Origin of the sequence: Serratia sp. CY33802, from assembly GCF_052169095.1 — a bacterium.
Taxonomy (GTDB): Bacteria; Pseudomonadota; Gammaproteobacteria; order Enterobacterales; family Enterobacteriaceae; genus Serratia; species Serratia bockelmannii.
The window spans coordinates 112,383-133,503 of sequence record NZ_JBJNLL010000005.1 but is presented as its reverse complement, the minus strand read 5'-3'; the positions used below and the strand labels follow the sequence as shown (position 1 = coordinate 133,503).

Annotated in this window: 23 protein-coding genes; 2 read left to right on the top strand and 21 right to left on the bottom strand. The window is 60.4% G+C overall.

The window, feature by feature from the left end; all coding sequences use genetic code 11:
• Positions 1–4: 4 nt before the first annotated feature.
• From ACJ8HA_RS16940 to trmJ, 18 genes are all read right to left on the bottom strand, one after another.
• Positions 5–625: a YfgM family protein gene (locus ACJ8HA_RS16940; protein ID WP_025303908.1), complete on the bottom strand. Its 621-nt coding sequence runs from the start codon at positions 623–625 to the stop codon at positions 5–7.
• A 13-nt stretch (positions 626–638) separates the two neighbouring features.
• Positions 639–1,913, bottom strand: coding sequence for a histidine--tRNA ligase (gene hisS / locus ACJ8HA_RS16935; RefSeq protein ID WP_025303909.1), 1,275 nt, complete (start codon positions 1,911–1,913; stop codon positions 639–641).
• 139 nt (positions 1,914–2,052) lie between these two features.
• The gene (gene ispG / locus ACJ8HA_RS16930; RefSeq protein WP_016929756.1) at positions 2,053–3,174 is read right to left on the bottom strand and encodes a flavodoxin-dependent (E)-4-hydroxy-3-methylbut-2-enyl-diphosphate synthase; all 1,122 of its coding nucleotides are present in this window, start codon (positions 3,172–3,174) and stop codon (positions 2,053–2,055) included.
• Between the two features lie 45 nt (positions 3,175–3,219).
• Positions 3,220–4,194 carry a cytoskeleton protein RodZ gene (gene rodZ, locus ACJ8HA_RS16925; RefSeq protein ID WP_025303910.1) on the bottom strand — a complete coding sequence of 325 codons (975 nt, stop codon included), beginning with the start codon at positions 4,192–4,194 and terminating at the stop codon, positions 3,220–3,222.
• A complete protein-coding gene (pilW, locus tag ACJ8HA_RS16920) occupies positions 4,184–4,933 on the bottom strand; it encodes a type IV pilus biogenesis/stability protein PilW (protein WP_049204938.1) in 750 nt (249 codons plus the stop codon). Before pilW ends, rodZ begins: the two co-directional genes overlap by 11 nt.
• A gap of 98 nt (positions 4,934–5,031) precedes the next feature.
• Positions 5,032–6,228, bottom strand: a complete 1,197-nt coding sequence (locus tag ACJ8HA_RS16915) for a bifunctional tRNA (adenosine(37)-C2)-methyltransferase TrmG/ribosomal RNA large subunit methyltransferase RlmN (RefSeq protein ID WP_004941426.1) — start codon at positions 6,226–6,228, stop codon at positions 5,032–5,034.
• 236 nt (positions 6,229–6,464) lie between these two features.
• A complete protein-coding gene (gene ndk / locus ACJ8HA_RS16910; protein ID WP_004941424.1) occupies positions 6,465–6,890 on the bottom strand; it encodes a nucleoside-diphosphate kinase in 426 nt (141 codons plus the stop codon).
• 161 nt (positions 6,891–7,051) lie between these two features.
• On the bottom strand, positions 7,052–7,882 hold the full coding sequence (gene sseB, locus ACJ8HA_RS16905) for an enhanced serine sensitivity protein SseB (protein WP_049204939.1): 831 nt from the start codon (positions 7,880–7,882) through the stop codon (positions 7,052–7,054).
• 88 nt (positions 7,883–7,970) lie between these two features.
• Positions 7,971–9,266, bottom strand: coding sequence for an aminopeptidase PepB (gene pepB / locus ACJ8HA_RS16900; protein WP_043138092.1), 1,296 nt, complete (start codon positions 9,264–9,266; stop codon positions 7,971–7,973).
• Positions 9,267–9,349: 83 nt separating this feature from the next.
• A complete protein-coding gene (iscX, locus tag ACJ8HA_RS16895) occupies positions 9,350–9,550 on the bottom strand; it encodes a Fe-S cluster assembly protein IscX (protein ID WP_006327336.1) in 201 nt (66 codons plus the stop codon).
• A gap of 32 nt (positions 9,551–9,582) precedes the next feature.
• Positions 9,583–9,918, bottom strand: coding sequence for an ISC system 2Fe-2S type ferredoxin (gene fdx / locus ACJ8HA_RS16890; RefSeq protein WP_004941417.1), 336 nt, complete (start codon positions 9,916–9,918; stop codon positions 9,583–9,585).
• 2 nt (positions 9,919–9,920) lie between these two features.
• Positions 9,921–11,771 carry a Fe-S protein assembly chaperone HscA gene (gene hscA / locus ACJ8HA_RS16885; protein WP_442515404.1) on the bottom strand — a complete coding sequence of 617 codons (1,851 nt, stop codon included), beginning with the start codon at positions 11,769–11,771 and terminating at the stop codon, positions 9,921–9,923.
• 32 nt (positions 11,772–11,803) lie between these two features.
• Positions 11,804–12,325 carry a co-chaperone HscB gene (hscB, locus tag ACJ8HA_RS16880; RefSeq protein WP_025303915.1) on the bottom strand — a complete coding sequence of 174 codons (522 nt, stop codon included), beginning with the start codon at positions 12,323–12,325 and terminating at the stop codon, positions 11,804–11,806.
• 62 nt (positions 12,326–12,387) lie between these two features.
• Positions 12,388–12,711 carry an iron-sulfur cluster assembly protein IscA gene (iscA, locus tag ACJ8HA_RS16875; protein ID WP_004941410.1) on the bottom strand — a complete coding sequence of 108 codons (324 nt, stop codon included), beginning with the start codon at positions 12,709–12,711 and terminating at the stop codon, positions 12,388–12,390.
• 54 nt (positions 12,712–12,765) lie between these two features.
• On the bottom strand, positions 12,766–13,152 hold the full coding sequence (iscU, locus tag ACJ8HA_RS16870; protein ID WP_004941408.1) for a Fe-S cluster assembly scaffold IscU: 387 nt from the start codon (positions 13,150–13,152) through the stop codon (positions 12,766–12,768).
• A gap of 24 nt (positions 13,153–13,176) precedes the next feature.
• Positions 13,177–14,391, bottom strand: coding sequence for a cysteine desulfurase (gene iscS, locus ACJ8HA_RS16865; protein ID WP_016929764.1), 1,215 nt, complete (start codon positions 14,389–14,391; stop codon positions 13,177–13,179).
• 54 nt (positions 14,392–14,445) lie between these two features.
• A complete protein-coding gene (gene iscR / locus ACJ8HA_RS16860) occupies positions 14,446–14,940 on the bottom strand; it encodes a Fe-S cluster assembly transcriptional regulator IscR (RefSeq protein WP_004941404.1) in 495 nt (164 codons plus the stop codon).
• Between the two features lie 193 nt (positions 14,941–15,133).
• Positions 15,134–15,868 (bottom strand): tRNA (cytosine(32)/uridine(32)-2'-O)-methyltransferase TrmJ, encoded by a 735-nt coding sequence (gene trmJ / locus ACJ8HA_RS16855; RefSeq protein WP_025303916.1) that lies wholly within the window; start codon positions 15,866–15,868, stop codon positions 15,134–15,136.
• Between the two features lie 119 nt (positions 15,869–15,987).
• On the opposite strand from trmJ, the gene suhB reads away from it, so the two are divergent.
• Positions 15,988–16,791: an inositol-1-monophosphatase gene (suhB, locus tag ACJ8HA_RS16850; RefSeq protein ID WP_025303917.1), complete on the top strand. Its 804-nt coding sequence runs from the start codon at positions 15,988–15,990 to the stop codon at positions 16,789–16,791.
• 56 nt (positions 16,792–16,847) lie between these two features.
• Here suhB and ACJ8HA_RS16845 read toward each other — a convergent pair whose 3' ends face one another.
• Entirely contained in the window at positions 16,848–17,870 is a 1,023-nt protein-coding gene (locus tag ACJ8HA_RS16845) for a nickel/cobalt transporter (RefSeq protein WP_164099444.1), read from the bottom strand.
• Positions 17,861–18,496, bottom strand: a complete 636-nt coding sequence (locus ACJ8HA_RS16840) for a DUF1007 family protein (protein WP_028127507.1) — start codon at positions 18,494–18,496, stop codon at positions 17,861–17,863. The genes ACJ8HA_RS16845 and ACJ8HA_RS16840 overlap by 10 nt, the downstream gene beginning before the upstream one ends.
• Before the next feature lie 182 nt (positions 18,497–18,678).
• Between ACJ8HA_RS16840 and csiE the strand changes: the two genes are divergently transcribed.
• A complete protein-coding gene (gene csiE / locus ACJ8HA_RS16835) occupies positions 18,679–19,944 on the top strand; it encodes a stationary phase inducible protein CsiE (RefSeq protein ID WP_049209552.1) in 1,266 nt (421 codons plus the stop codon).
• Here csiE and ACJ8HA_RS16830 read toward each other — a convergent pair whose 3' ends face one another.
• Positions 19,945–21,090 (bottom strand): 3-phenylpropionate MFS transporter, encoded by a 1,146-nt coding sequence (locus tag ACJ8HA_RS16830; protein ID WP_148123685.1) that lies wholly within the window; start codon positions 21,088–21,090, stop codon positions 19,945–19,947.
• Between the last annotated feature and the right edge of the window lie 31 nt (positions 21,091–21,121).

The following is a 21,121-nucleotide window of genomic DNA, read 5'->3' as shown; positions in this document are numbered from 1 at the left end:
CCCCTTAGCTGGACAAGTTATTCAATTTCATGCGCAGCAGAACCTGCAGCGCCTGAGAAGCATTGGACTCAATGCCTTTGCTGTAAGCTTCGCGCGCGCCCTTGGCGTCGCCCTTGGCCAGCAATACATCGCCGCGCACATCCTGCATCATCGCCGCCCAGCCTTCGCCTTTCACGCCATCCAGCGTTTTCAGCGCTTCATCCAGCTTTTTCTCCTGCAGCTGGACACGCGCCAGACGCAGGTCGATCATCGCCAACAGGTTGTCGTCTTTGGTCTGGCCCTGCGCCAGCACCAGCTGCTGTTCCGCCTTGGCGAAATCATTCTGTTCGACAAAGTGCTTGGCCAACTGCAGCGCGGCCAGTACGCCGTAGCTGTTGCCGTTAGCCTGGACAAATTTCTCTGCGGCAGCCACGTCATCCGGCTTGCCGGCCGCCAGACGATCGCTGGCTTCCTGATAGGATTGCGATGCCGCCATCATGTTGGAGTTTTCATGGCTCTGCCAGTAACGCCAGCCAACCAGGGCACCAATTCCGAGCACCACGCCCACCGCCAGCGCTTTGCCGTTCTCGACAAAGAACCGACGCAGTGCGTCGACTTGTTCGTTTTCAGTGGTATAGACTTCCACGGTGTCCTTCTCCTTAACCTAACATCAAAGCCAGACGCGCAGCGACTTCGCTTTGCGCCAGCGTTTCTTGTTCACCACTGCGCAGGTCTTTCACCACCACCTGCTGCGCCGCCACTTCGCTCTCACCCAGGATCAGCGCGATGCGCGCGCCCCATTTGTCCGCACGGGTGATCTGCTTCTTGAAGTTGCCGCCGCCGTAATTGGTCATCAGCTTCAGCTGCGGCGCCGCGTCGCGCACCTGTTCAGCCAGCTGCATTGCCGCGCTCTGGGTGCCCGCGCCGGAAGAGATGACGTACACGTCGATAGCCGACGGCGCCTTGAATTCCGGGTTAACCGCCTGCACCAGCAACACCAGACGCTCGAGGCCCATGGCGAAACCGACCGCCGGGGTGGCGCGGCCGCCCAATTGCTCGACCAGGCCGTCGTAACGGCCGCCCGCGCAGACGGTGCCCTGCGCGCCCAGGCTGGTGGTCACCCACTCAAACACGGTGCGGTTATAGTAATCCAGACCGCGCACCAGGCGCTCGTTAACGGTATATGGGATACCTGCCTGCGCCAAAAGTTCACACAGACCGGCGAAGTGAGCACGGGATTCTTCATCCAGGTACTCGGACAGGCGCGGCGCATCGTTCAACAGCGCCTGCACCTCAGGATTCTTGGAGTCCAGCACGCGCAGCGGGTTGCTGTACATGCGGCGTTTGCAGTCTTCGTCCAGCACCTCGACGTGCTGCTCCAGGAACGCCACCAGCGCGTCGCGGTAGTTGGCGCGCGCCTCCAGCGAACCGATGGAGTTCAGCTCCAGCTTGACGTGCTCGGCGATGCCCAGCGCTTTCCACCAGCGGGCGGTCAGCAGGATCAACTCGGCGTCGATATCCGGGCCTTGCAGGCCGAACACTTCTGCGCCCAGCTGATGGAACTGGCGATAGCGGCCCTTCTGCGGGCGCTCGTAGCGGAACATCGGGCCGATGTACCACAGACGCTGTTCCTGATTGTACAGCAGACCATGTTCGATGCCGGCGCGCACGCAGCCGGCCGTCCCTTCCGGACGCAGCGTCAGGCTTTCGCCGTTGCGGTCTTCGAAGGTATACATCTCTTTTTCCACGACGTCGGTCACTTCGCCGATCGCGCGTTTGAATAACGGGGTCTGCTCTACAATCGGCAACCGGATTTCGCTGTAACCGTAGCCGCCCAGCACCTGCTTGAGGGTGCCTTCAATACGCTGCCATAATGCCGTTTCTTCCGGCAGGTAGTCGTTCATGCCGCGAATGGCTTGAATGTTCTTTGCCACGTGAGTTCTCTGTCCGTTGTCTGTAAAAATGAACCCGATTATAGGGACTTTGCCGCCCGGTATTCAACGCGGATGCGGTTTTCTGCCCTTCAGGCTCATAAACAAGCGGGCCAACTGGCCCGCCGTGTAGCGATAACGCTTATTTTTCCAGCAGGTTGACCGTGATGCGGTTGCTTTCGTCCATCATCGCGGCCTTGGCGCGAATTTTCGCTTCCAGCTGGTCGATCATCTGTTCGTTGTCGAAACGCTCTTTCTGGCGCACGCCGTCTTCATAGAAGCCGCTCTTCTTGTGGCCGCCGGTCACGCCCATGGTGGACACCAGCGCTTCGCCCGGGCCATTCACCACGCAACCGATGATCGAGACGTCCATCGGCGTGATGATGTCTTCCAGGCGCTGCTCCAGCGCGTTCACCGTGCCAATCACATCGAACTCCTGACGCGAACAGGTCGGGCAGGCGATGAAGTTGATGCCGCGCGCGCGGATGCGCAGCGACTTCAGAATGTCGAAACCGACCTTCACTTCTTCAACCGGATCCGCCGCCAGCGAGATGCGCAGGGTGTCGCCGATGCCTTCAGACAGCAGCATGCCCAGGCCGATGGCCGATTTGACCGACCCGCTGCGCGCGCCGCCGGCTTCGGTGATGCCCAGATGCAGCGGCTGATCGATGCGCGACGCCAGCAAGCGGTAGGATTGCACCGCCAGGAACACGTCCGACGCCTTGACGCTGACCTTGAACTGGTCGAAGTTGAGGCGATCGAGGATGTCCACGTGGCGCATGGCGGATTCCAACAGCGCTTCCGGCGTAGGTTCGCCGTACTTTTCCTGCAGGTCTTTCTCCAGCGAGCCGCCGTTGACGCCGATGCGAATCGGGATGTTCTTGTCGCGGGCGCAGTCCACCACCGAGCGAATGCGCGATTCGTTGCCGATGTTGCCCGGGTTGATGCGCAGGCAGTCTACGCCATATTCGGCAACCTGCAGCGCGATGCGATAATCGAAGTGGATATCGGCGACCAGCGGCACGTTGACCTGCTGCTTGATCAGTTTGAACGCCTCGGCGGCGTCCATGGTAGGAACCGAAACGCGGACGATGTCGACGCCCACGCGCTCCAGCGCTTTGATCTGATTAACCGTTGCTTCAACATCGGTGGTACGGGTGTTGGTCATCGACTGCACGGCAATCGGCGCGCCATCACCAATAGGCACCTTGCCGACGTAAATGCGTGTAGATTTTCGACGGTTGATGGGCGCTTGGTTATGCATTACTTACTCTCCATTGCTGCTCTGACATCACGACCAGCCGCGCGATTACTGCGCGGCGACGGTCAGGCGAGCAACACGGTTTGACTTAACGAACCGGCTTAAATCAACCGGTTTACCCTGATACTGGATCTGAACTGCCGCCGGCGCGCCGATGGTCAGTTTATACGGCGCAGTGCCGGTCAGGTTCAGCTTGCCACCTTGCTTCTGGGTGCCGCTGAACAGCGTTTTACCGCTCGCGTCGGTCACCTGCAGCCAGCAGTCGGCGGAGAAATCCATCACCAGCGCGTTCGGATCGGCCGCCGGCGCAGCCACGCCCGCATCGGCGGTCGGCAACGGCGCTTGTGCCGCCGGCGCGGTTTCCGGCAGGGTGGTCTGGCTTGGCGACACCACGGCAGGCTGCTGCTGGGCCGCGCTCGGCGCCTGGGCGGTCGCCGCAGGCGTCTGAGCCGCTGCGCCGGTATCAGCCGGCGTAGCGCTGTTGTCGACCAACGGCACGTTGGTGCCGGCGTCGGCATTGCCGTCGGTCAGCGGCACGGACTGCCCTTCGTTATTCTGTGAAAGCTGCGCCGAGGATTGATCGGCCATGGTGGCGATCTCTTCCTGCTGCGCCTTGTGGTTTTGCCACCACCAAGCGCCGGTCAGGCCGATCACCACGAACACGATAAGCCAGGTGAAGCTCATCAGCCAGCCGTCGCGTTTCTTGCGGCGCTTGCCCAGCGAGAAGCTTTGCATCGGCGCCACTTTCGCCATCTTCAACGGCGCCTGCTTGGCCAGCATCGGCAGCAGTTCGTCTTCCGGCAGATGCACCAGCTTGGCGTAGGAACGGATGTAGCCGCGCACGAAGGTGGACGCGAGGTCAGCAGACACGCTGTCTTCCTCGATATCGCGCACGGTGGACATTTTGAGACACAGGCGTTCTGCAACGGTCTGTTGGCTCAGCCCGAGTTGCTCACGGGCCTGACGCAGGCGCTGGCCCGTCGTCATGGATACGGTTTTATCTTGGGAGGCTTCAGTATTCATTAGCTAAGAACTGCTGGTACTGTTTGGATTGTGGAAAACTTCGCGCTAGCTGCTTGCCATAGCGTTGAACGCTATCCTGGCGGCCGGCTGACGCGGCGAAACGAATCTGTAACCATAAGCTGCTGGCGCTGGCCGGCAGAACATGCTGATAAACATCCAATAAAAGTTGCGACTGGGCGCGCTTCCCTTCTCCAAATTGCTTTTCGGCCTCCGCCAACAGCGGAGTGCCTTTGTCCGGATCGACTTTTAGCGCGCGGCTCAACAGCGTGCGCGCCTCATCGTTTTGTCCGGCCTTGAGAAAACAGTAACCTGCGTTTTCCAGGCTGTCGGCGACCTGGCCATAATCGGGCACCAGCGCCGCAGCGCTAAACTGCTGTTGCGCCGGTACATACTGCCCTAAACCGCAAAGAAACGCACCGTAATTATTCAATACGGTGCCATTGCCCGGCGCAAGTTTGAGCGCTTGCCGATAACGCTGTTCGGCCTCGGCGTTTTCACCGTTCCGCTGCGCGTAGAGCGCCATGCCCAACTGCGTGCGGTAATCCTGCGGGGCCGCGTCCAGCGCCTTTTCCAGGTTCTGGCGCGCGGCGTCCATGTCGCCTTGCTGCAGGTACTCCAGGCCCAGTTGCAACCGCGTCTGGCCCGCCTCAGAGACTTGTGCTTCCTTTTCCGGCGCTGAACCGGAACACCCGGCCAACAACCCGGCCGCCAGCCACATACCCCACAGTTTCAGCTTCATGCCCGCATTCATTTCCTTATCGGCCGTCAGCTAACGCCCGCCAGCGACATGCTTGCGCATAACAGGCTGTTAGATAACAAAAAATGGTGCTATAGGATTCAGACCGCCCGTACGTTGATAGGTTCCCCGGCCATTTTCTTCTTCAGGGTACGCTTGGTACGGTCGATCACTTCACCCGCCAGTTGCCCGCAGGCGGCGTCGATATCGTCACCACGGGTTTTACGAACAATAGTCGTAAAGCCGTATTCCATCAACACCTTGGAGAAACGATCCACCCGGCTGTTGGAGCTGCGGCCGTAGGGGGCGCCCGGGAACGGGTTCCATGGGATCAGGTTAATCTTGCACGGCGTGTCTTTCAGCACTTCCGCCAGCTGATGCGCATCGTCGGTGCTGTCGTTGATATGATCCAACATCACGTACTCGACGGTCACGCGGCCCTGGTTGGCGTTGGACTTCTCCAGATAGCGACGCACTGCGGACAGGAAGGTCTCGATGTTGTATTTGCGGTTGATCGGCACGATCTCATCGCGGATGGTGTCGTTCGGCGCGTGCAGCGAAATAGCCAGCGCTACGTCGATCATGTCGCCCAGCTTGTCCAGCGCTGGCACTACGCCGGAAGTAGACAGGGTCACGCGGCGTTTGGACAGGCCAAAGCCGAAGTCGTCCAGCATGATTTCCATCGCCGGCACCACGTTGTTCAGGTTGAGCAGCGGCTCGCCCATGCCCATCATCACCACGTTGGTGATCGGACGTTGGCCGGTCACCTTCAGCGCGCCGATGATTTTCGCCGCGCGCCACACCTGGCCAATGATTTCCGACACGCGCAGGTTGCGGTTGAAGCCCTGCTGCGCCGTCGAACAGAATTTGCACTCCAGCGCGCAGCCTACCTGCGAGGAGACGCACAGCGTCGCGCGGTCGGCTTCCGGGATGTACACGGTTTCGACCTGCTGATCGCCGACTTTAATCGCCCACTTGATGGTGCCGTCGGCCGAACGCTGTTCTTCCGCCACTTCCGGCGCGCGGATTTCCGCCACGCGCTGCAGCTTGCCGCGCAGGACTTTGTTGATGTCGGTCATCTGCTCGAAATCGTCGCAGCAGTAGTGGTAAATCCACTTCATCACCTGATCGGCGCGGAACGGCTTCTCGCCCATTTCGGCGAAGAACTCGCGCATTTGCTGGCGGTTCAGATCCAGCAGGTTGATTTTGGCCGCAGCCGGTTGCTCCACGTTAACGGAGGGGGTAGTCAGCGAATTATTTTCAGACACGGTGTGCTCGGACGTGATGGGTTCTAACATAATGATCTCTGGCCTCGTTATTACACGTTATGGCGCTAAAGAATGGACAGTAAGTTGTGCATTTCAGCCCGCATGATTCGGGTGGCGGCACTAAAAACACGCCCCTGACAAGTCGTCTTATCAGGGGCGCGGCATTGTACAAATTTTAGTAGCGGGTGGCTACGGCTGAAAGGCATTCAGGGCATTTTTATTGTTTCAGCCGGTGAATGCCTGGCTATCAGCTCAGAAATGCACGATTAACGTGCGCAGATTTCGCTTTCGTTGAAGAAGTAAGCGATTTCGCGCTGTGCGGATTCAACGGAGTCGGAACCGTGAACGGCGTTAGCGGTGAAGCTGTCCGCGTAGTCGGCGCGCAGGGTGCCGGCCAGTGCGTTGTCCGGGTTGGTTGCGCCCATGATGTCGCGGTTGCGCTGCACGGCGTTTTCAGATTCCAGAACCTGCACCATGATCGGGCCGGAGGTCATGAACTCAACCAGACCGTCGAAGAATGGGCGGCCTTTGTGCTCAGCGTAGAAGCCTTCAGCTTGTTCGCGAGTCAGACGCAGCATTTTAGCGGCGATGATTTTGAAACCGGCGCGCTCGAAACGCGCGTAGATAGCGCCGATGTCGTTGTTGGCTACTGCGTTTGGTTTAACGATGGAAAAGGTACGTTCTACGGTCATGATGGCCTCTGTATGACTTCCAAAACAGGCCGGTCTGCAATGTTGCCGGCCTTCTCAAGTGGCGCAGATTATATGTGCGCCGTTAACGCTTGCCTACGGGAAAATCAACATTTCATTAAAAAAATATGATCTTCATGGGTCATTTTAACCACGCGGCGGCGCTACTGGGTCTTGTCGGTAGACGGGATCAAATTGCGCAGCCAGCTGCCCCAGCGGCGCTGGTAAAATGGCTGCGTATGGGCGATCAGATAGTGGCTGATGCCGCGCTCGTTCTCCGACACCAGGCAGAAATCCACCGGTTCGTCGTTTGGCGCCGTTTCGCTGGCGACGCTGCCGGCCTCGTTGATCAACGCCTCGATCTCCGCCGGCTCGGCGTCCACTTCCAGCCCGATCAGCAGATTCGGCTTCTCGTCCGCCACCTGGTCGTGCATCAGCGCCAGGAACGCGCGGCGCACCGGTTTGCGCTGGCTGAACAGCGTGGTCAACGCATCCACCATCGCCGACGGGTACTCCTCGGGCTGCCCCAGCAGAATTTGGGTCTCTTTATCGACGTAATGCTCCACCGGTTTGACGACGCCGCCGGTCGCCAGCAGCATCGCCACCTCTTCCGGGTAGAACTCCTTGCCGTACTCCGCCTTCGGGTTGAGGAACAGATCCGCGCCCTGGGTGATTTCGAACAGCACCCGCGCCGGCATGGCGATGAATGGCTGTTCGTCCTCAACGGCCTTCTGCAGTGCTTCCAGCGAGGTGAAGAACGGAATGATGCTGCCGCCGTCCTGCTTTTCCCAATGCTGGATATTGACCGGCGTATCCGCGTTCAGCGTGATGTCGCCGTCCTGCTGCACCTGTTCGCTGTCGCCGAGGATCAGCACCGTGGCCTCGAGCAGTTCACGGAAGAACGCCGGGCGGTGGGCCGGCTCCGTCACCGCCAGCTTCAGCAGGCGTTCAAGTTCGTTCTCGCTCGGGGCGGCATCGTGATGATGGGCACTCATGGCAAACTCCAGGATCAAATAGCGAGGCCCAGCATGCTGGGCCCCGAAGATAATGCGCATTCTAGCGCCCGATGCGGCGGGCGTTCAATTATTTGGCTTTGCTCAGCAGCAGGTTGGCCAAGGTACGCACGCCCAAACCGGTCGCGCCGGCCGACCACTGATCCACCGCGCCTTTGCGGTAGGTGGCGGAGCAGTCGATGTGCAGCCAGCCCTGTTGGTAATTCTTGACGAAGTGCGACAGGAAGGCCGCCGCGGTGCTGGCGCCGGCGGTGTAGGCCGGGCCGGCTACGTTGTTCAGCTCGGCGAAGTTGGACGGCAGCTGGCTACGGTGGAACTCGGCCAGCGGCAAACGCCAGAACGGCTCTTGCTCGGCGGCGGCGCTGCTCAACAGTTCCTGCGCCAGCGCATCGTCGAAGCTGAACAGGGCGTGGTAGTCGTTGCCCACTGCGGTTTTGGCCGCGCCGGTCAGGGTGGCGCAGTCGATAATCAGCTGCGGATCCTGCTCAGAAGCGTCGATCAGGCCGTCGGCCAGCACCAGGCGCCCTTCCGCATCGGTGTTCATCACCTCAACGGTTTTGCCGTTGCGGTAGCGAATGATGTCACCCAGTTTGAAGGCGTTGCCGCTGACCATGTTGTCGGCGCAGCACAGGTACAGCTTCACGCGCTGCTTCAAGCCGCGCGCCGCCGCCAGCGCCAGGGCGCCGGTGATGGTGGCCGCACCGCCCATGTCAGCCTTCATCGAATCCATAAAGGCGCTCTGTTTCAGGCTATAACCGCCGGTATCGAAGGTGATGCCCTTGCCGACCAGGCAAGCGAACACCGGCGCGTCCGGGTTACCGGTCGGGTTGAAGTCCAGCGCCAGCAGCACCGGCGGGCGTTCGGAACCGCGGCCGACGGTGTGGATGCCAGCATAGTTCTGCTCGCGCAGATCTTCGCCCTTGGTGATACGGTAGCTGACGGCATCGCAGCCGACGTCGCACATCAGATCGACAGCGCGGGTCGCCAGTTGCTCCGGCCCCAGCTCTTCCGCCGGCATGTTGATGGTGTCACGCACCCAGTCGACGATCTTCAGGCGCTTATCCAGCTCCTGACGCGCGGCTTCCGGCAGTTCAGCCCATTCGACGTTGCGCTGCCCTTTCGGCCCGCGATAGCCTTGCCAGAACGCCCAGCTGTTTTCCAAATCCCAACCGTCGCCGGCCAGCTTGACGTTTTTGATGCCCTGGCCATCAATTTTGCGGCCCGCGCGCTGGATCGCGCCCAGCTTGTCGGCCCCGGTCAGGTGGATGGTCATCCCTTCACCGTTGGTGCTCAGCAGCGCTTTCTCGCCCCAGCGGGCGTCGGCAGGTTGTTGCGACAGCGTGACCTGCATGAATTCTGTTGTCATAGCCTTCTTACTCCGGATTATTCTTTTATTAATCTTGTCGGATACAAAATAAACGGGCCGCCCATGGCAGCCCGTTACGCTATTTACTCCGCTTCATCTAACCAGACCAGCAGGATCGCTTCCAGTATTTTTTCGTTGGAAGCCTGCGGATCGTCGTCGAACTCTTCGAGATCGCAGATCCACTGATGCATGTCGGTAAAACGCACGGTTTTCGGATCGGTGTCCGGGTATTGGTCGTACAGGGCTTCGCCGATTTCACGGCTGTCGGTCCACTTCAGTCCCATTATGATCTCCGGGTTGACGCTGCGGCTAACAATTAATGCTCACGCGCGTGGTTGACGGTGTAGCGCGGCATTTCGACCACCAGATCTTCGTCGGCGACCAGCGCCTGGCAGCTCAGACGGCTTTCCGGCTCCAGCCCCCAGGCTTTGTCCAGCATGTCGTCTTCCAGCTCGCTGCTCTCTTCCAGCGAATCGAAGCCTTCACGCACGATGCAGTGGCAGGTGGTGCAGGCGCAGGATTTCTCGCAGGCGTGCTCGATTTCAATGCCGTTGCGCAGCGCAACGTTGAGGATCGACTCCCCTTTTTCGGCTTCCAGAACCGCCCCTTCCGGGCAAAGGTCTTGATGGGGCAGGAAAACAATTTTAGGCATGGTTAAACCTCATCCACAGAATGGCCAGCCAGCGCGCGGCGAATGGAATCGTCCATGCGGCGCGCGGCAAAATCTTGCGTTTGTGCATCTAATGTTTTGATGGCGTCTTCGATAGCGGCGGGATCTTCACCCTGCGCCGCCTGCTGCAACGCCTGGGTCGCGGCGGCGATCGCCTGGCTTTCCGCCTCGCTCAGCAGCGCGGCGTCGGTGGCCAGCGCACCCTGCAGGCTTTCCAGCACCCGCGCGGCTTCCACGCGTTGCTCCGCCAGCTTGCGCGCGCCCACGTCGCTTTGCGCGTTGGCCATCGAATCCTTGATCATGCCGGCGATTTCGCTGTCCGACAGACCGTATGACGGCTTGACCTGGATCGAGGCTTCAACGCCGGTGGATTTCTCCATCGCGGTGACGCTCAGCAGACCATCGGCATCCACCTGGAAGGTGACGCGAATGTGCGCGCCCCCGGCAGGCAATGGCGGCAGGCCGCGCAGCGTGAAGCGCGCCAGCGAACGGCAATCCTGCACCAGCTCGCGCTCGCCCTGCAGCACGTGGATCATCATCGCGCTCTGGCCATCTTTAAAGGTGGTGAACTCCTGCGCGCGCGCCACCGGAATGGTGGTGTTGCGCGGGATCACTTTCTCCACCAGACCGCCCATGGTTTCCAGGCCCAGCGACAGCGGGATCACATCCAGCAGCAGCATGTCGCTGTCCGGCTTGTTGCCCACCAGGATGTCGGCCTGGATCGCGGCGCCGATGGCGACCACTTTATCCGGATCGATCGACGTCAGCGGCGTGCGGCCGAAGAAGGCCCCCACCTGCTCACGCACCAGCGGCACGCGGGTGGAACCGCCGACCATCACCGCTTCCAGCACCTCGTCGGCGGCGACGCCGGCATCTTTCAGCGCGCGGCGGCAGGCCATCAACGTACGTTTCACCAGCGGAGCGATCAGCGCTTCGAACTGGGCGCGGGTCACCTCGCCCTGCCAGCCGGCTACCTCAACGCACACGCTGTCGGCATCGCTCAACGCGATTTTGGCGGCGATGGCGGCGTCCAGCAGTTGGCGCTGCACACCGTGATCGCTGCGATCGGCCACGCCGGCCTGCTCGCGCAGCCAGTCGGCCAGCAGGTGATCGAAATCGTCGCCGCCCAGCGCGGAATCGCCGCCGGTGGCCAGCACTTCGAACACGCCGCGGCTGAGGCGCAGAATGGAGATATCAAAGGTGCCACCGCCCAGATCGTAAACCGCGATCACCCCTTCCTGGCCGGAATCCAGCCCGTAGGCGATCGCCGCCGCGGTCGGTTCGTTCAGCAGGCGCAGGACGTGCAGGCCGGCCAGACGCGCCGCGTCTTTGGTGCCCTGGCGCTGCGCGTCGTCGAAGTAAGCGGGAACGGTAATCACCACGCCATCCAGCTCGCCTTCCAGCGCCGCTTGCGCGCGCGCGGACAGAGCCCGCAGGATATCGGCGGAGACGCCAACCGGGTTAACCGGGCCGGCGGCGGTGACGATCAGCGGCAGGCCGTTGTCGCTGGCCTGAAATTGATACGGCAGGTTCGGGTAACGTTGCTGCACGTCCGCCAACGAACGACCCATCATGCGTTTGATGGAGCTGACGGTATTGGCCGGATCCTGCGCCGCCTGTTGGCGCGCATCCCAGCCGACGCGCTGCGCGTCCGCCTGATAATGCACCACCGAAGGCAGCAAATGGCGTCCCTGATCGTCGGCCAGCGTTTCCGCTTGCCCGCTGCGCACCGTGGCGACCAGCGAGTTGGTGGTGCCTAAGTCGATGCCGGCGGCCAGGCGTCGCTGGTGCGGCGCGGCGCTGAGGCCAGGCTCACTAATTTGTAATAAGGCCATGTTGAAGCTTCCACAATCAGAATCAGAAGGTGTTACTCAAAACCCAGCAGTTTTTCTTCGAGTTGTTCAACCTGTTGCTGGAGTTTGTCCAAAAAGCGCAGCTTGCGCACGGTGTCGGCGGCATCCGCCCACTGTTCACTGTCCAACTGCTGCAGCATCAGCGCGCTGCGCTGCTTGATGGAGGAGGCCAGCCGCGCGCCGAAATCGGCCAGCAGGCTTTCCGCCTCCGGCTTGCGCTCAATGGCGTCGAGCTCTTCACGCAGCTCCAGCTGTTCCATCAGAAAGGCGGTGTCGCGCATCGTATGCTGTTCGTTGCCCAGATCGAAGCCGTGCAAAGATAGCATATACTCCGCGCGTTTTAACGGGTGCTTCAGCGACTGGTAGGCTTCGTTGATGGTCGCCGCCTGCTGCAACGCCATCAGGCGTTCGCGCTCCGGCTGGTTGGCGAAACGATCGGGGTGGAATTGGCGCTGCAGATCCTGGAAGCGGGACGCAAGCAGGCTGCCGTCCACGGTGTAGCGAACGGGCAGCCCGAATAAAGTAAAGTAATCCATAGCGTGCTCTGGGCGTTAGCGGATGAAGTTCCCCCGCCGAAACGGGGGAGCACGATGGACTGTCAGACGTTGAAACTCTCGCCGCAGCCGCACTCGCTTGAGACGTTCGGGTTGTTGAACTTGAAGCCTTCGTTCAGGCCTTCCTTAACGAAATCAAGCTCGGTGCCGTCAAGGTAGACCAGGCTCTTGCCGTCGATGATCACCTTGATGCCTTTGTCTTCAAACACGATGTCGTCATCGTTGGCTTCGTCAACAAATTCCAGCACATAGGCCATCCCGGAGCAGCCGGAAGTTCGCACTCCCAGACGCAGGCCGAGACCCTTGCCGCGGTTCGTCAAAAACGCCTGAACACGCTGCGCAGCGCTGTCGCTCATGGTAATAGACATCACAACCTCACACTTCACATCAAAGCCCGGCGCGGCCGGGCCGATTCAGACAAATTACTTGGCGCTATGCTTGCTCTTATAGTCGGCAATCGCTGCTTTGATGGCGTCTTCAGCCAGGATCGAGCAGTGAATTTTGACCGGCGGCAATTCCAGCTCTTCGGCGATCTGGGTGTTTTTGATCGCTTCAGCCTGATCGAGCGACTTGCCTTTCATCCATTCGGTCACCAGCGAGCTGGAGGCGATGGCGGAACCGCAGCCGTAAGTTTTAAAGCGCGCGTCTTCGATGATGCCTTCATCGTTAACCTTGATTTGCAGCTTCATCACGTCGCCGCAAGCCGGTGCCCCTACCATGCCGCTGCCGACGGTAGGATCTTCGTTGTCGAAAGAACCCACGTTACGCGGGTTTTCATAATGATCGATTACTTTTTCGCTGTAAGCCATGACCTTGCTCCTGAAACCTGAGAATTAATGATGCGCCCATTCGATGCTGTTGATGTCCACGCCCTGCTTGAACATCTCCCACAGTGGGGACAGATCGCGCAGACGGCCGATGGATTTACGCACCAGTTGAATGGTGTAGTCGATCTCTTCTTCCGTGGTGAAACGCCCCAGGGAGAAACGGATCGAGCTGTGCGCCAATTCATCGCTCATGCCCAGCGCGCGCAGCACGTAGGACGGCTCGAGGCTGGCGGAGGTACAGGCTGAACCGGAAGAAACGGCCAGGTCTTTCAGCGCCATGATCAGCGACTCGCCTTCAACGTAGTTGAAGCTGACGTTCAGGATGTTCGGTGCGCCGTGCTCCAGATCGCCGTTCAGATACACTTCTTCCATATCTTTCACGCCGTTCCACAGACGATCGCGCAGGGTGCGCAGACGCGCCATCTCTTCGGTCATCTCTTCTTTGGCGATGCGGTAAGCTTCGCCCATGCCGACGATCTGGTGGACAGGCAGGGTACCGGAACGCATGCCGCGCTCGTGACCGCCGCCGTGCACCTGCGCTTCGATGCGGATGCGCGGCTTACGACGCACGTACAGCGCGCCGATGCCTTTCGGACCATAGATTTTGTGGCCGGAGAACGACATCAGGTCGACTTTCAGCTTGCTCAGATCGATAGGCAGTTTGCCCACGCTCTGGGTGGCGTCAACGTGGTAGATGATACCGCGCGCACGGCACATTTCACCGATCGCTTCGATGTCCTGCACCACGCCGATTTCGTTGTTGACGTGCATGATGGAGACCAGGATGGTGTCATCGCGCAGCGCCGCTTCGAGATCCTGCAGGCTGATGATACCGTTGCTCTGTGGCGCCAGGTAGGTCACTTCAAACCCTTCGCGCTCCAGTTGACGGCAGGTGTCCAGCACGGCTTTGTGTTCGGTTTTGCTGGTGATGATGTGCTTGCCTTTTTTCTGGTAGAAATTGGCAGCGCCTTTAATCGCCAGGTTGTCGGATTCGGTCGCCCCGGAGGTGAAGACGATTTCGCGTGGGTCGGCGCCCACCAGTTCGGCGATTTGGTTACGGGCGATGTCTACCGCCTCTTCCGCCTGCCAACCGAAACGGTGGGAACGGGAAGCCGGGTTGCCGAAAGTGCCGTCCAGGGTCAAAAACTGCATCATCTTCTCAGCAACGCGCGGGTCAACCGGCGTCGTTGCTGAGTAATCCAGATAAATCGGTAATTTCATTGCTCTTGTGCTCCGTACATCACTTCCAAAAACTAAAATAATTTCGCCAGCTGCTTATGCGCGCAGATTAACGTTGATAGTTTCTTGCGGACGACCGTTGGCCGTGCGGCGCGTATCGTTGTTTTGACGATCCGCCACCACCAGCACTTCCTGGTTATTGACCAGTTCTGCCAGCGTAATGTTGTTCAGGAACCCGCTGATGCGCTCGCTCAGATCGCGCCACAGGGCGTGGGTCAAGCAGCGATCGCCGCCCTGACAGCCTTCTTTGCCCTGGCAACGGGTTGCATCTACCGATTCATCGACGGCAGTGATGACAGCGCCAACGGCGATCTCACCCGCGTCTTTACCCAGCAGATAACCACCGCCCGGACCGCGCACGCTGGCCACCAGGCCATTCTTGCGCAGACGGGAGAATAATTGTTCCAGATAAGAGAGCGAAATACCCTGGCGTTCGGAAATGTCCGCCAGTGGCACCGGCCCTTCCTGGGAATGCAGCGCTACGTCAAGCATAGCGGTTACGGCATAACGGCCTTTGGATGTCAGTCTCATAGCTCAATGGTTACCTGTTGGTCAAATATGGCCGAAAGTCTGACATTCCTGAGTAAAACAGTCAACTATTTAACCTAGTAATTGACTCAAGTATTAGCACGTTTTGAACTTAGCAAGAACAAAGGTATATAAAATACATGTTATAACCTTTGGATAACTAATACTATTGTCGCCCACCGTTATGCCACATCAATTAATTACCTTGATGTTTATCCTGTTTCTCGATCGAGGTTAGCATGCCGCGCAGGATATTCAGCTCCTGCCCTTCCGGGCGCGCGCGGGTGAACAGCCGGCGCAGGCGGCTCATCACCTGGCCCGGATGGGACGGGCGAATAAAGCCGGTGCGCTGCAGCGTCTGCTCCAGGTGCTGATAGAAACGCTCGAGGTCATCCACCAGCGGATACGGCGTCTCTTCCAGCTGCGGCGCGCCCGCCTGTTGGCGATCGAGGTAAGCCACGCGCACTTCATACGCCAGGATCTGCACCGCCATCGCCAGGTTCAGCGAGCTGTAGTCCGGGTTGGCCGGAATGGCGACGTGGTAGTGGCACTTCTGCAATTCATCGTTGGTCAGCCCGACGCGTTCGCGGCCGAACACCAGCGCCACCGGCGCGTGCTCGCCCTCGTGCACCGCGCGCACGCCGCATTCACGCGGCTCCAGCATCGGCCACGGCAAGGTGCGAGAACGTGCGCTGGTGCCCACCACCAAGCTACAGCCGGCGATGGCGTCATCGAGGGTATCGACGATGGTGGCGTTGCCGATCACGTCGCTGGCGCCGGCAGCCAGGGCGATGGCCTGAGAATCGGGTTTGATCAGCGGATTAACCAGATAAAGGTTGGTTAACCCCATGGTTTTCATGGCTCTGGCGGTCGAGCCCATGTTGCCGGTATGTGAAGTCTCTACCAGAACAATGCGGATATTGTGCAGCATACAAACTCTGAGCGTGGCGGAAAATCGCAGCATCTTAACACAGCCGTAGGCAATTTGCCGAACAGCTGCTATACTTCGCGCCGTTTCCTGTTCTTTAACATCCTAGTTGGAAGATACCCATGCATCCGATGCTGACTATCGCCGTGCGCGCTGCGCGCAAGGCCGGTAACCTGATTGCCAAAAACTACGAAACCCCTGACGCTGTAGAAGCGAGCCAGAAAGGGACCAATGACTTCGTCACCAACGTCGATCGCGATGCAGAGCATCTGATCATCGACGTCATCCGCAAGTCTTATCCGCAACACAGTATCGTGAGCGAAGAACGCGGTGAGCTGATCGGCGAAGATCGCGATGTGCAATGGGTGATCGATCCACTGGATGGCACTGCAAACTTCATCAAACGTTTCCCTCATTTCTCCGTTTCCATCGCCGTACGCATCAAAGGCCGTACTGAAGTGGCCGTGGTTTACGATCCGATGCGCAACGAACTGTTCACCGCCACGCGCGGTCAGGGCGCACAGCTCAACGGCTACCGCCTGCGCGGTACCAACGCCAAAGATCTGGATGGCACCATCCTGGCGACCGGCTTCCCGTTCAAAGTCAAACAGCACGCAACGCCTTACATCAACATCGTCGGCAAGCTGTTCACCCAGTGCGCAGACTTCCGTCGCACCGGTTCCGCCGCGCTGGATCTGGCCTATGTGGCCGCCGGCCGCGTAGACGGTTTCTTCGAGATCGGCCTGAAGCCGTGGGACTTCGCCGCGGGCGAGCTGCTGGTGCGTGAAGCCGGCGGCCTGGTGACCGACTTCGTCGGCGGCCACAACCACTTCAGCTCAGGTAACCTGGTCGCAGGTAACCCGCGCGTGGTGAAAGCCATGCTGGCCACCATGCGTGAAGAACTGAGCGAAGCGCTGAAGCGTTAATCGCCAGAAGCGAATCGAAAAAAAGCGCTGCCGATGCAGCGCTTTTTTTATGCCCGTTAGCGGGAGAAGGGGCGGATGCCGCCGCCGAATTCCGGCTGCGCGCTGACGTACAGCAACAGCCCGGCGGCCAACAGGATCAGACCGCCGGCCAGCGCCAGCGAGCCCCAAGCCACCGCGCTCCAGGCGGCGGGCGCGCGCGAACGGCTGAGGCGCACCGCCAGCCGGCGGCTGTAATGCACCAGCAGCGCCAGCATGGAGATGGTCAACGAGGTGCCGAACGCCATCGCCAGCGCGGAGATCACTCCCCAACCGAACACGCCGATCACCTTGGAGAACAGCAGCACTAAAATCGCCCCCGAACAGGGACGCATGCCCATCGCCAGCACGATGGCGGCCTGAGTGCGCCAGTCGCTTCCCGCCTGCAGCTCGCTGTCGCTCGGCAGATGCCGGTGGCCGCAGCCGCAATTGGCGCTGTGCACATGATCCGCCGCCAATGGCGTCAGGCTGTTGATGCGCAGCGCCGGCGCCGGGCGCAGCGCCTTGATCGCCGCAAACAGGCGTTTCAGCGCGCGCCAACTCAGCAGCACGCCAAGCAGCATCACCAGAATAAAGCTGCCCTTCTCCAGCCAGAAACTGCTTTGGTGCAGCTGGCGCGAAGAGAGCTGTAACACCACCAGCATCAGCGTGACCAGCGCGATCGCCACCCCGCCCTGCACCAGCGAAGCCGCGAAGGTCAGCTTCAGGCTGCTTTTCAGCCGCGCCGGATGGGTGGCCAGGTAGGTGGCGATCACCACTTTGCCGTGGCCGGGGCCGAGCGCATGCAAGACGCCATAGCCGAGGCTGAACAGCATCAGCGCCAGCCCGGTCTGCTGCGGCGCGGCTTTCACCTGCTGCAACAGCCCCGCCATCTGCTGGTGCAGCGCTTTTTGCCACACCACGCTCTGCATCAGCAGCTGCGGCCAATAGTGCCACGCCAGCAGCGCGGCGGCCGCCAGCACCAGTGTGAACGGCAGCAGCGGCCACAGGCCGAAGGCCCAGTGACGCCGGCTCGTCGTCGGTTGCGAGAGATTTAACGACATTGCAGCGTCACCCGCTGGGCGAACTGTTGCCCCAGCGCCAGGTCTTCGCCGGGCGAGTCGTTCTTGTCGAGCGACAGCGCATAGGCCTGCAGCGACGCATTCGGCTGCGGCGTCATCAGCTTGTAGCTGCACTGCTGCGCCATCTCCGGCGGCAGATGCAGTGCATTTTGGTCTTTATAGGTCATATCCACGAAATAAGTCGGATCGTAAGTAGAAAGTTCGAACGGCTTGCCCGCCAGCGGCTGCGGTTCGGCCAACGGCAGCACGAACTCCAGCACCGCCTGATTGCCCTGGCGCGACAGGTGATATTCGCTGGGCAAGTTCAGGTATTTCACCGGCTTGCCGTCGCGGTAAAGATCGGTGAAATAGTGCTGCCCCAGCACGTTGGCCATCACTTCCGCCGCCAGCTTTTTCCACACTTCCGAATCGCTCTTGGCGTTTTTCGCATCGTAAAGCAGATCCGCCGAGGTGATTTCATCCATCACCCACACCATTTTCAGGCCGACCAGCCGCTGGTCTTTGGCGACGAAGGTGGTATTCATGTCGATAAAGCTGTGTGGATGCGCGATCGCACCGGCGCTGAACACGGCGCCGAAAGCAGCCAAAAGACGACGTAACTTCATCATTATCCTGCCTTACCTGTATTTGTTATAACGTAACACAAATAACTGCCGAACGGCCCGCCTCTCCCGGCGATATTTGTGACGAAAGTTGTAAGCCGAAGTAAAAGCCGCGCGGTAACCCTGCCGGCACAAAGCCTTTTGCTATGCTTAGGCATAATCTCAACCTTTTATGCCGGAAGGTGATAATGAGCCTGGACACCTCTCCCGTGCCCGCGCTCTCCGGACAACAACGGCGCTGCCATCTGCTGCTGATGCTGTACACGCCGGAGCCCGAGTTACAGCTGGAGACCCTAAGCCGAATCAACGGCGTCGCCCCCCCGATAACCCGGCAAGATATAGCCGAGGTGGCCAGTGAAATCCAGCGTTTCCATCACCTGGAGATCGCCGTCGATCCCGACCATGGCTACCAACTGCGGGGCAGCGCGCTCAACCAACGCCTGTGTCTGATCCATTGGCTGCGACGGGCCCTGCGCTGCAGCCCGCGGTTCGTCGAAGACGATTTCGCCCCGCGCCTGCGGCACGCGCTGGCGGCCGATGCCGCCCCAGCGTCTGCGCTGGCTCAAGCGATCGACGCCTGCGAGCCACTGCTCAGCCGCCACTTTGACGCGCGCGACCGCCAATTCCTGCAGCATTACCTGCTCTACTGCGCCTGGCAAAATCGCCTGCAGCGCCATCCGCATTTCGACGCCGTTCAACGCGACTGGCTGCGGCAAAAGCCGGAGCAGCAGGCCGCCGCTTGGTTGCATCAGGCCTGCAACCGGCTGTTTAACCAGCCGCCGCAGGCAGACGAGCGCGATTTTTTGGCGCTGACCTTCACCATGTTGAAAAATCACAGCTACCACAGCAATGACTCGGCGCAAGAGCAGAGATTGATGGCGGCGATCGACAGCATGGTCGAGCGTTTCCAGCAGCTTTCCGGCATGGCCTTCAGCAGCAAGACGGAGCTGGTCAGCCAGCTGTTCGCCCATCTGGCGCCGGCGCTGGAGCGCTGCCGTTTCGCCATCGGCATCGACAATATGCTGCTGGAAGAAGTGGTGCGCAAATACCCGCGGCTGATGCGCACCACGCAGGAAGCGCTGATACCGCTGGAACAGGAATACGGCGTGCATTTTTCCAACGAGGAGGCGGGCCTGGTGGCCATCAGCTTCGGCGCCTGGCTGATGCAGGACAACGCGCTGCAGGAGAAACAGGTGCTGCTGCTGACGCTGGATAACCCGCAGTTGGAAGAGGAAGTGGAATACCAGATCCGCGAGCTCACGCTGCTGCCGCTGAACATCAAGTATCTGCCGTTGAGCGACTATCTGCGCGGCGGAGCGCCGCAGGGCGTCATGCTGGTGATCACCCCTTATGCGGCGGTGCACAGCGATCCGCACCCGCCGTTGATCTATACCGAACTGCCGCTGGAAACCCGGCAGCGCCAGGCCATCCGCGCGCTGCTGGAAGCGCCTTAATCAGCGGCTGACGCTGACCGCCGGCGGCCGGATGAACAAGGCCGGCACCGCGACCGCCGCCATCACCCAGAAAACCCCGCCCTGCCAATATTCGAACAGGAACCCGGCAATGACCGTCATGACGGCGATACCGCCGCCCATCGCCAGCGCCGAATACACCGCCTGCAGCCGGATCACCTCTTGCCCCTGGCGCGCGGCGATAAAGCGCATCGCCGCCAGATGGCAGACGGTGAAGGTGCCGCAATGCAGGATCTGGATCAGCAGCAGCCAGCCCAGCTCGGTGCTATAGGCCATCAGGCTCCAGCGCAACACGCCGCAGCAGGCGGAGAGCAACAGCAGGTTGCGCGCATTCCAGCGGCGGAACAGCACGTTGCTGCTGGCGAAAATAATCACCTCCGCCACCACGCCCAGCGACCACAGATAGCCGATGGTCGAGGCCGAATAGCCCGCCTCCTGCCAGTAAATGGAGCCGAAGCTGTAGTAGCCGGCGTGCGCCCCCTGCAGCAGCGTGACGCACAACAGGAAGCGCCAGACCGGCCCCTCTTTCAGCAGTGCCCACAGCGAACGTTCGGTATCGCTGTGCGTACGCGCTTCGCCCTGCGGCATGACGCTCGGCTTCAGCAACATGCCCAGCAGCATCGCCAGCACGCTGAAGATCAGGCTGTAGAGAATGGCGTTATGGCCCCACACCGCCACCAGCTGCCCGGTCAGCGCCGAGCCGATGACGAACGCCAGCGAGCCCCACAGCCTTACCCGGCCGTAGTCCATACGGATCTGCTTTTGCCAGGTGGCGGCCAGCGCGTCGGTCAGCGGCACCAGCGGCGAGAAGAACAGGTTGAACCCCGCTATCACCAGCATCAGCCAGCCCCAGCCGTTGCCGAAACAGAAGCCAACCGCGAAAGCCAGTGTCAGCAGCGCCAGCAGGCGCAGGGCGGAGACTAAATGAGAGGGATCTTTAACGCGGGGTGCAATCAGTAAACTGCCGAGGAAGCGGGCCACCAAACCGGCGCCGAGCAATATGCCGATGGTTTCCGGCGCGATGCCTTCGCCTTTCAGCCACACGCCCCAGAACGGTAAGAAGATGCCATAGGAAAAGAAGTAGGTGAAATAGCTGAGCGCGAGCCAACGCGTGGATTGCAGAACCATGATCCCTCCGGAGTGAGGGCAATACTTTGAC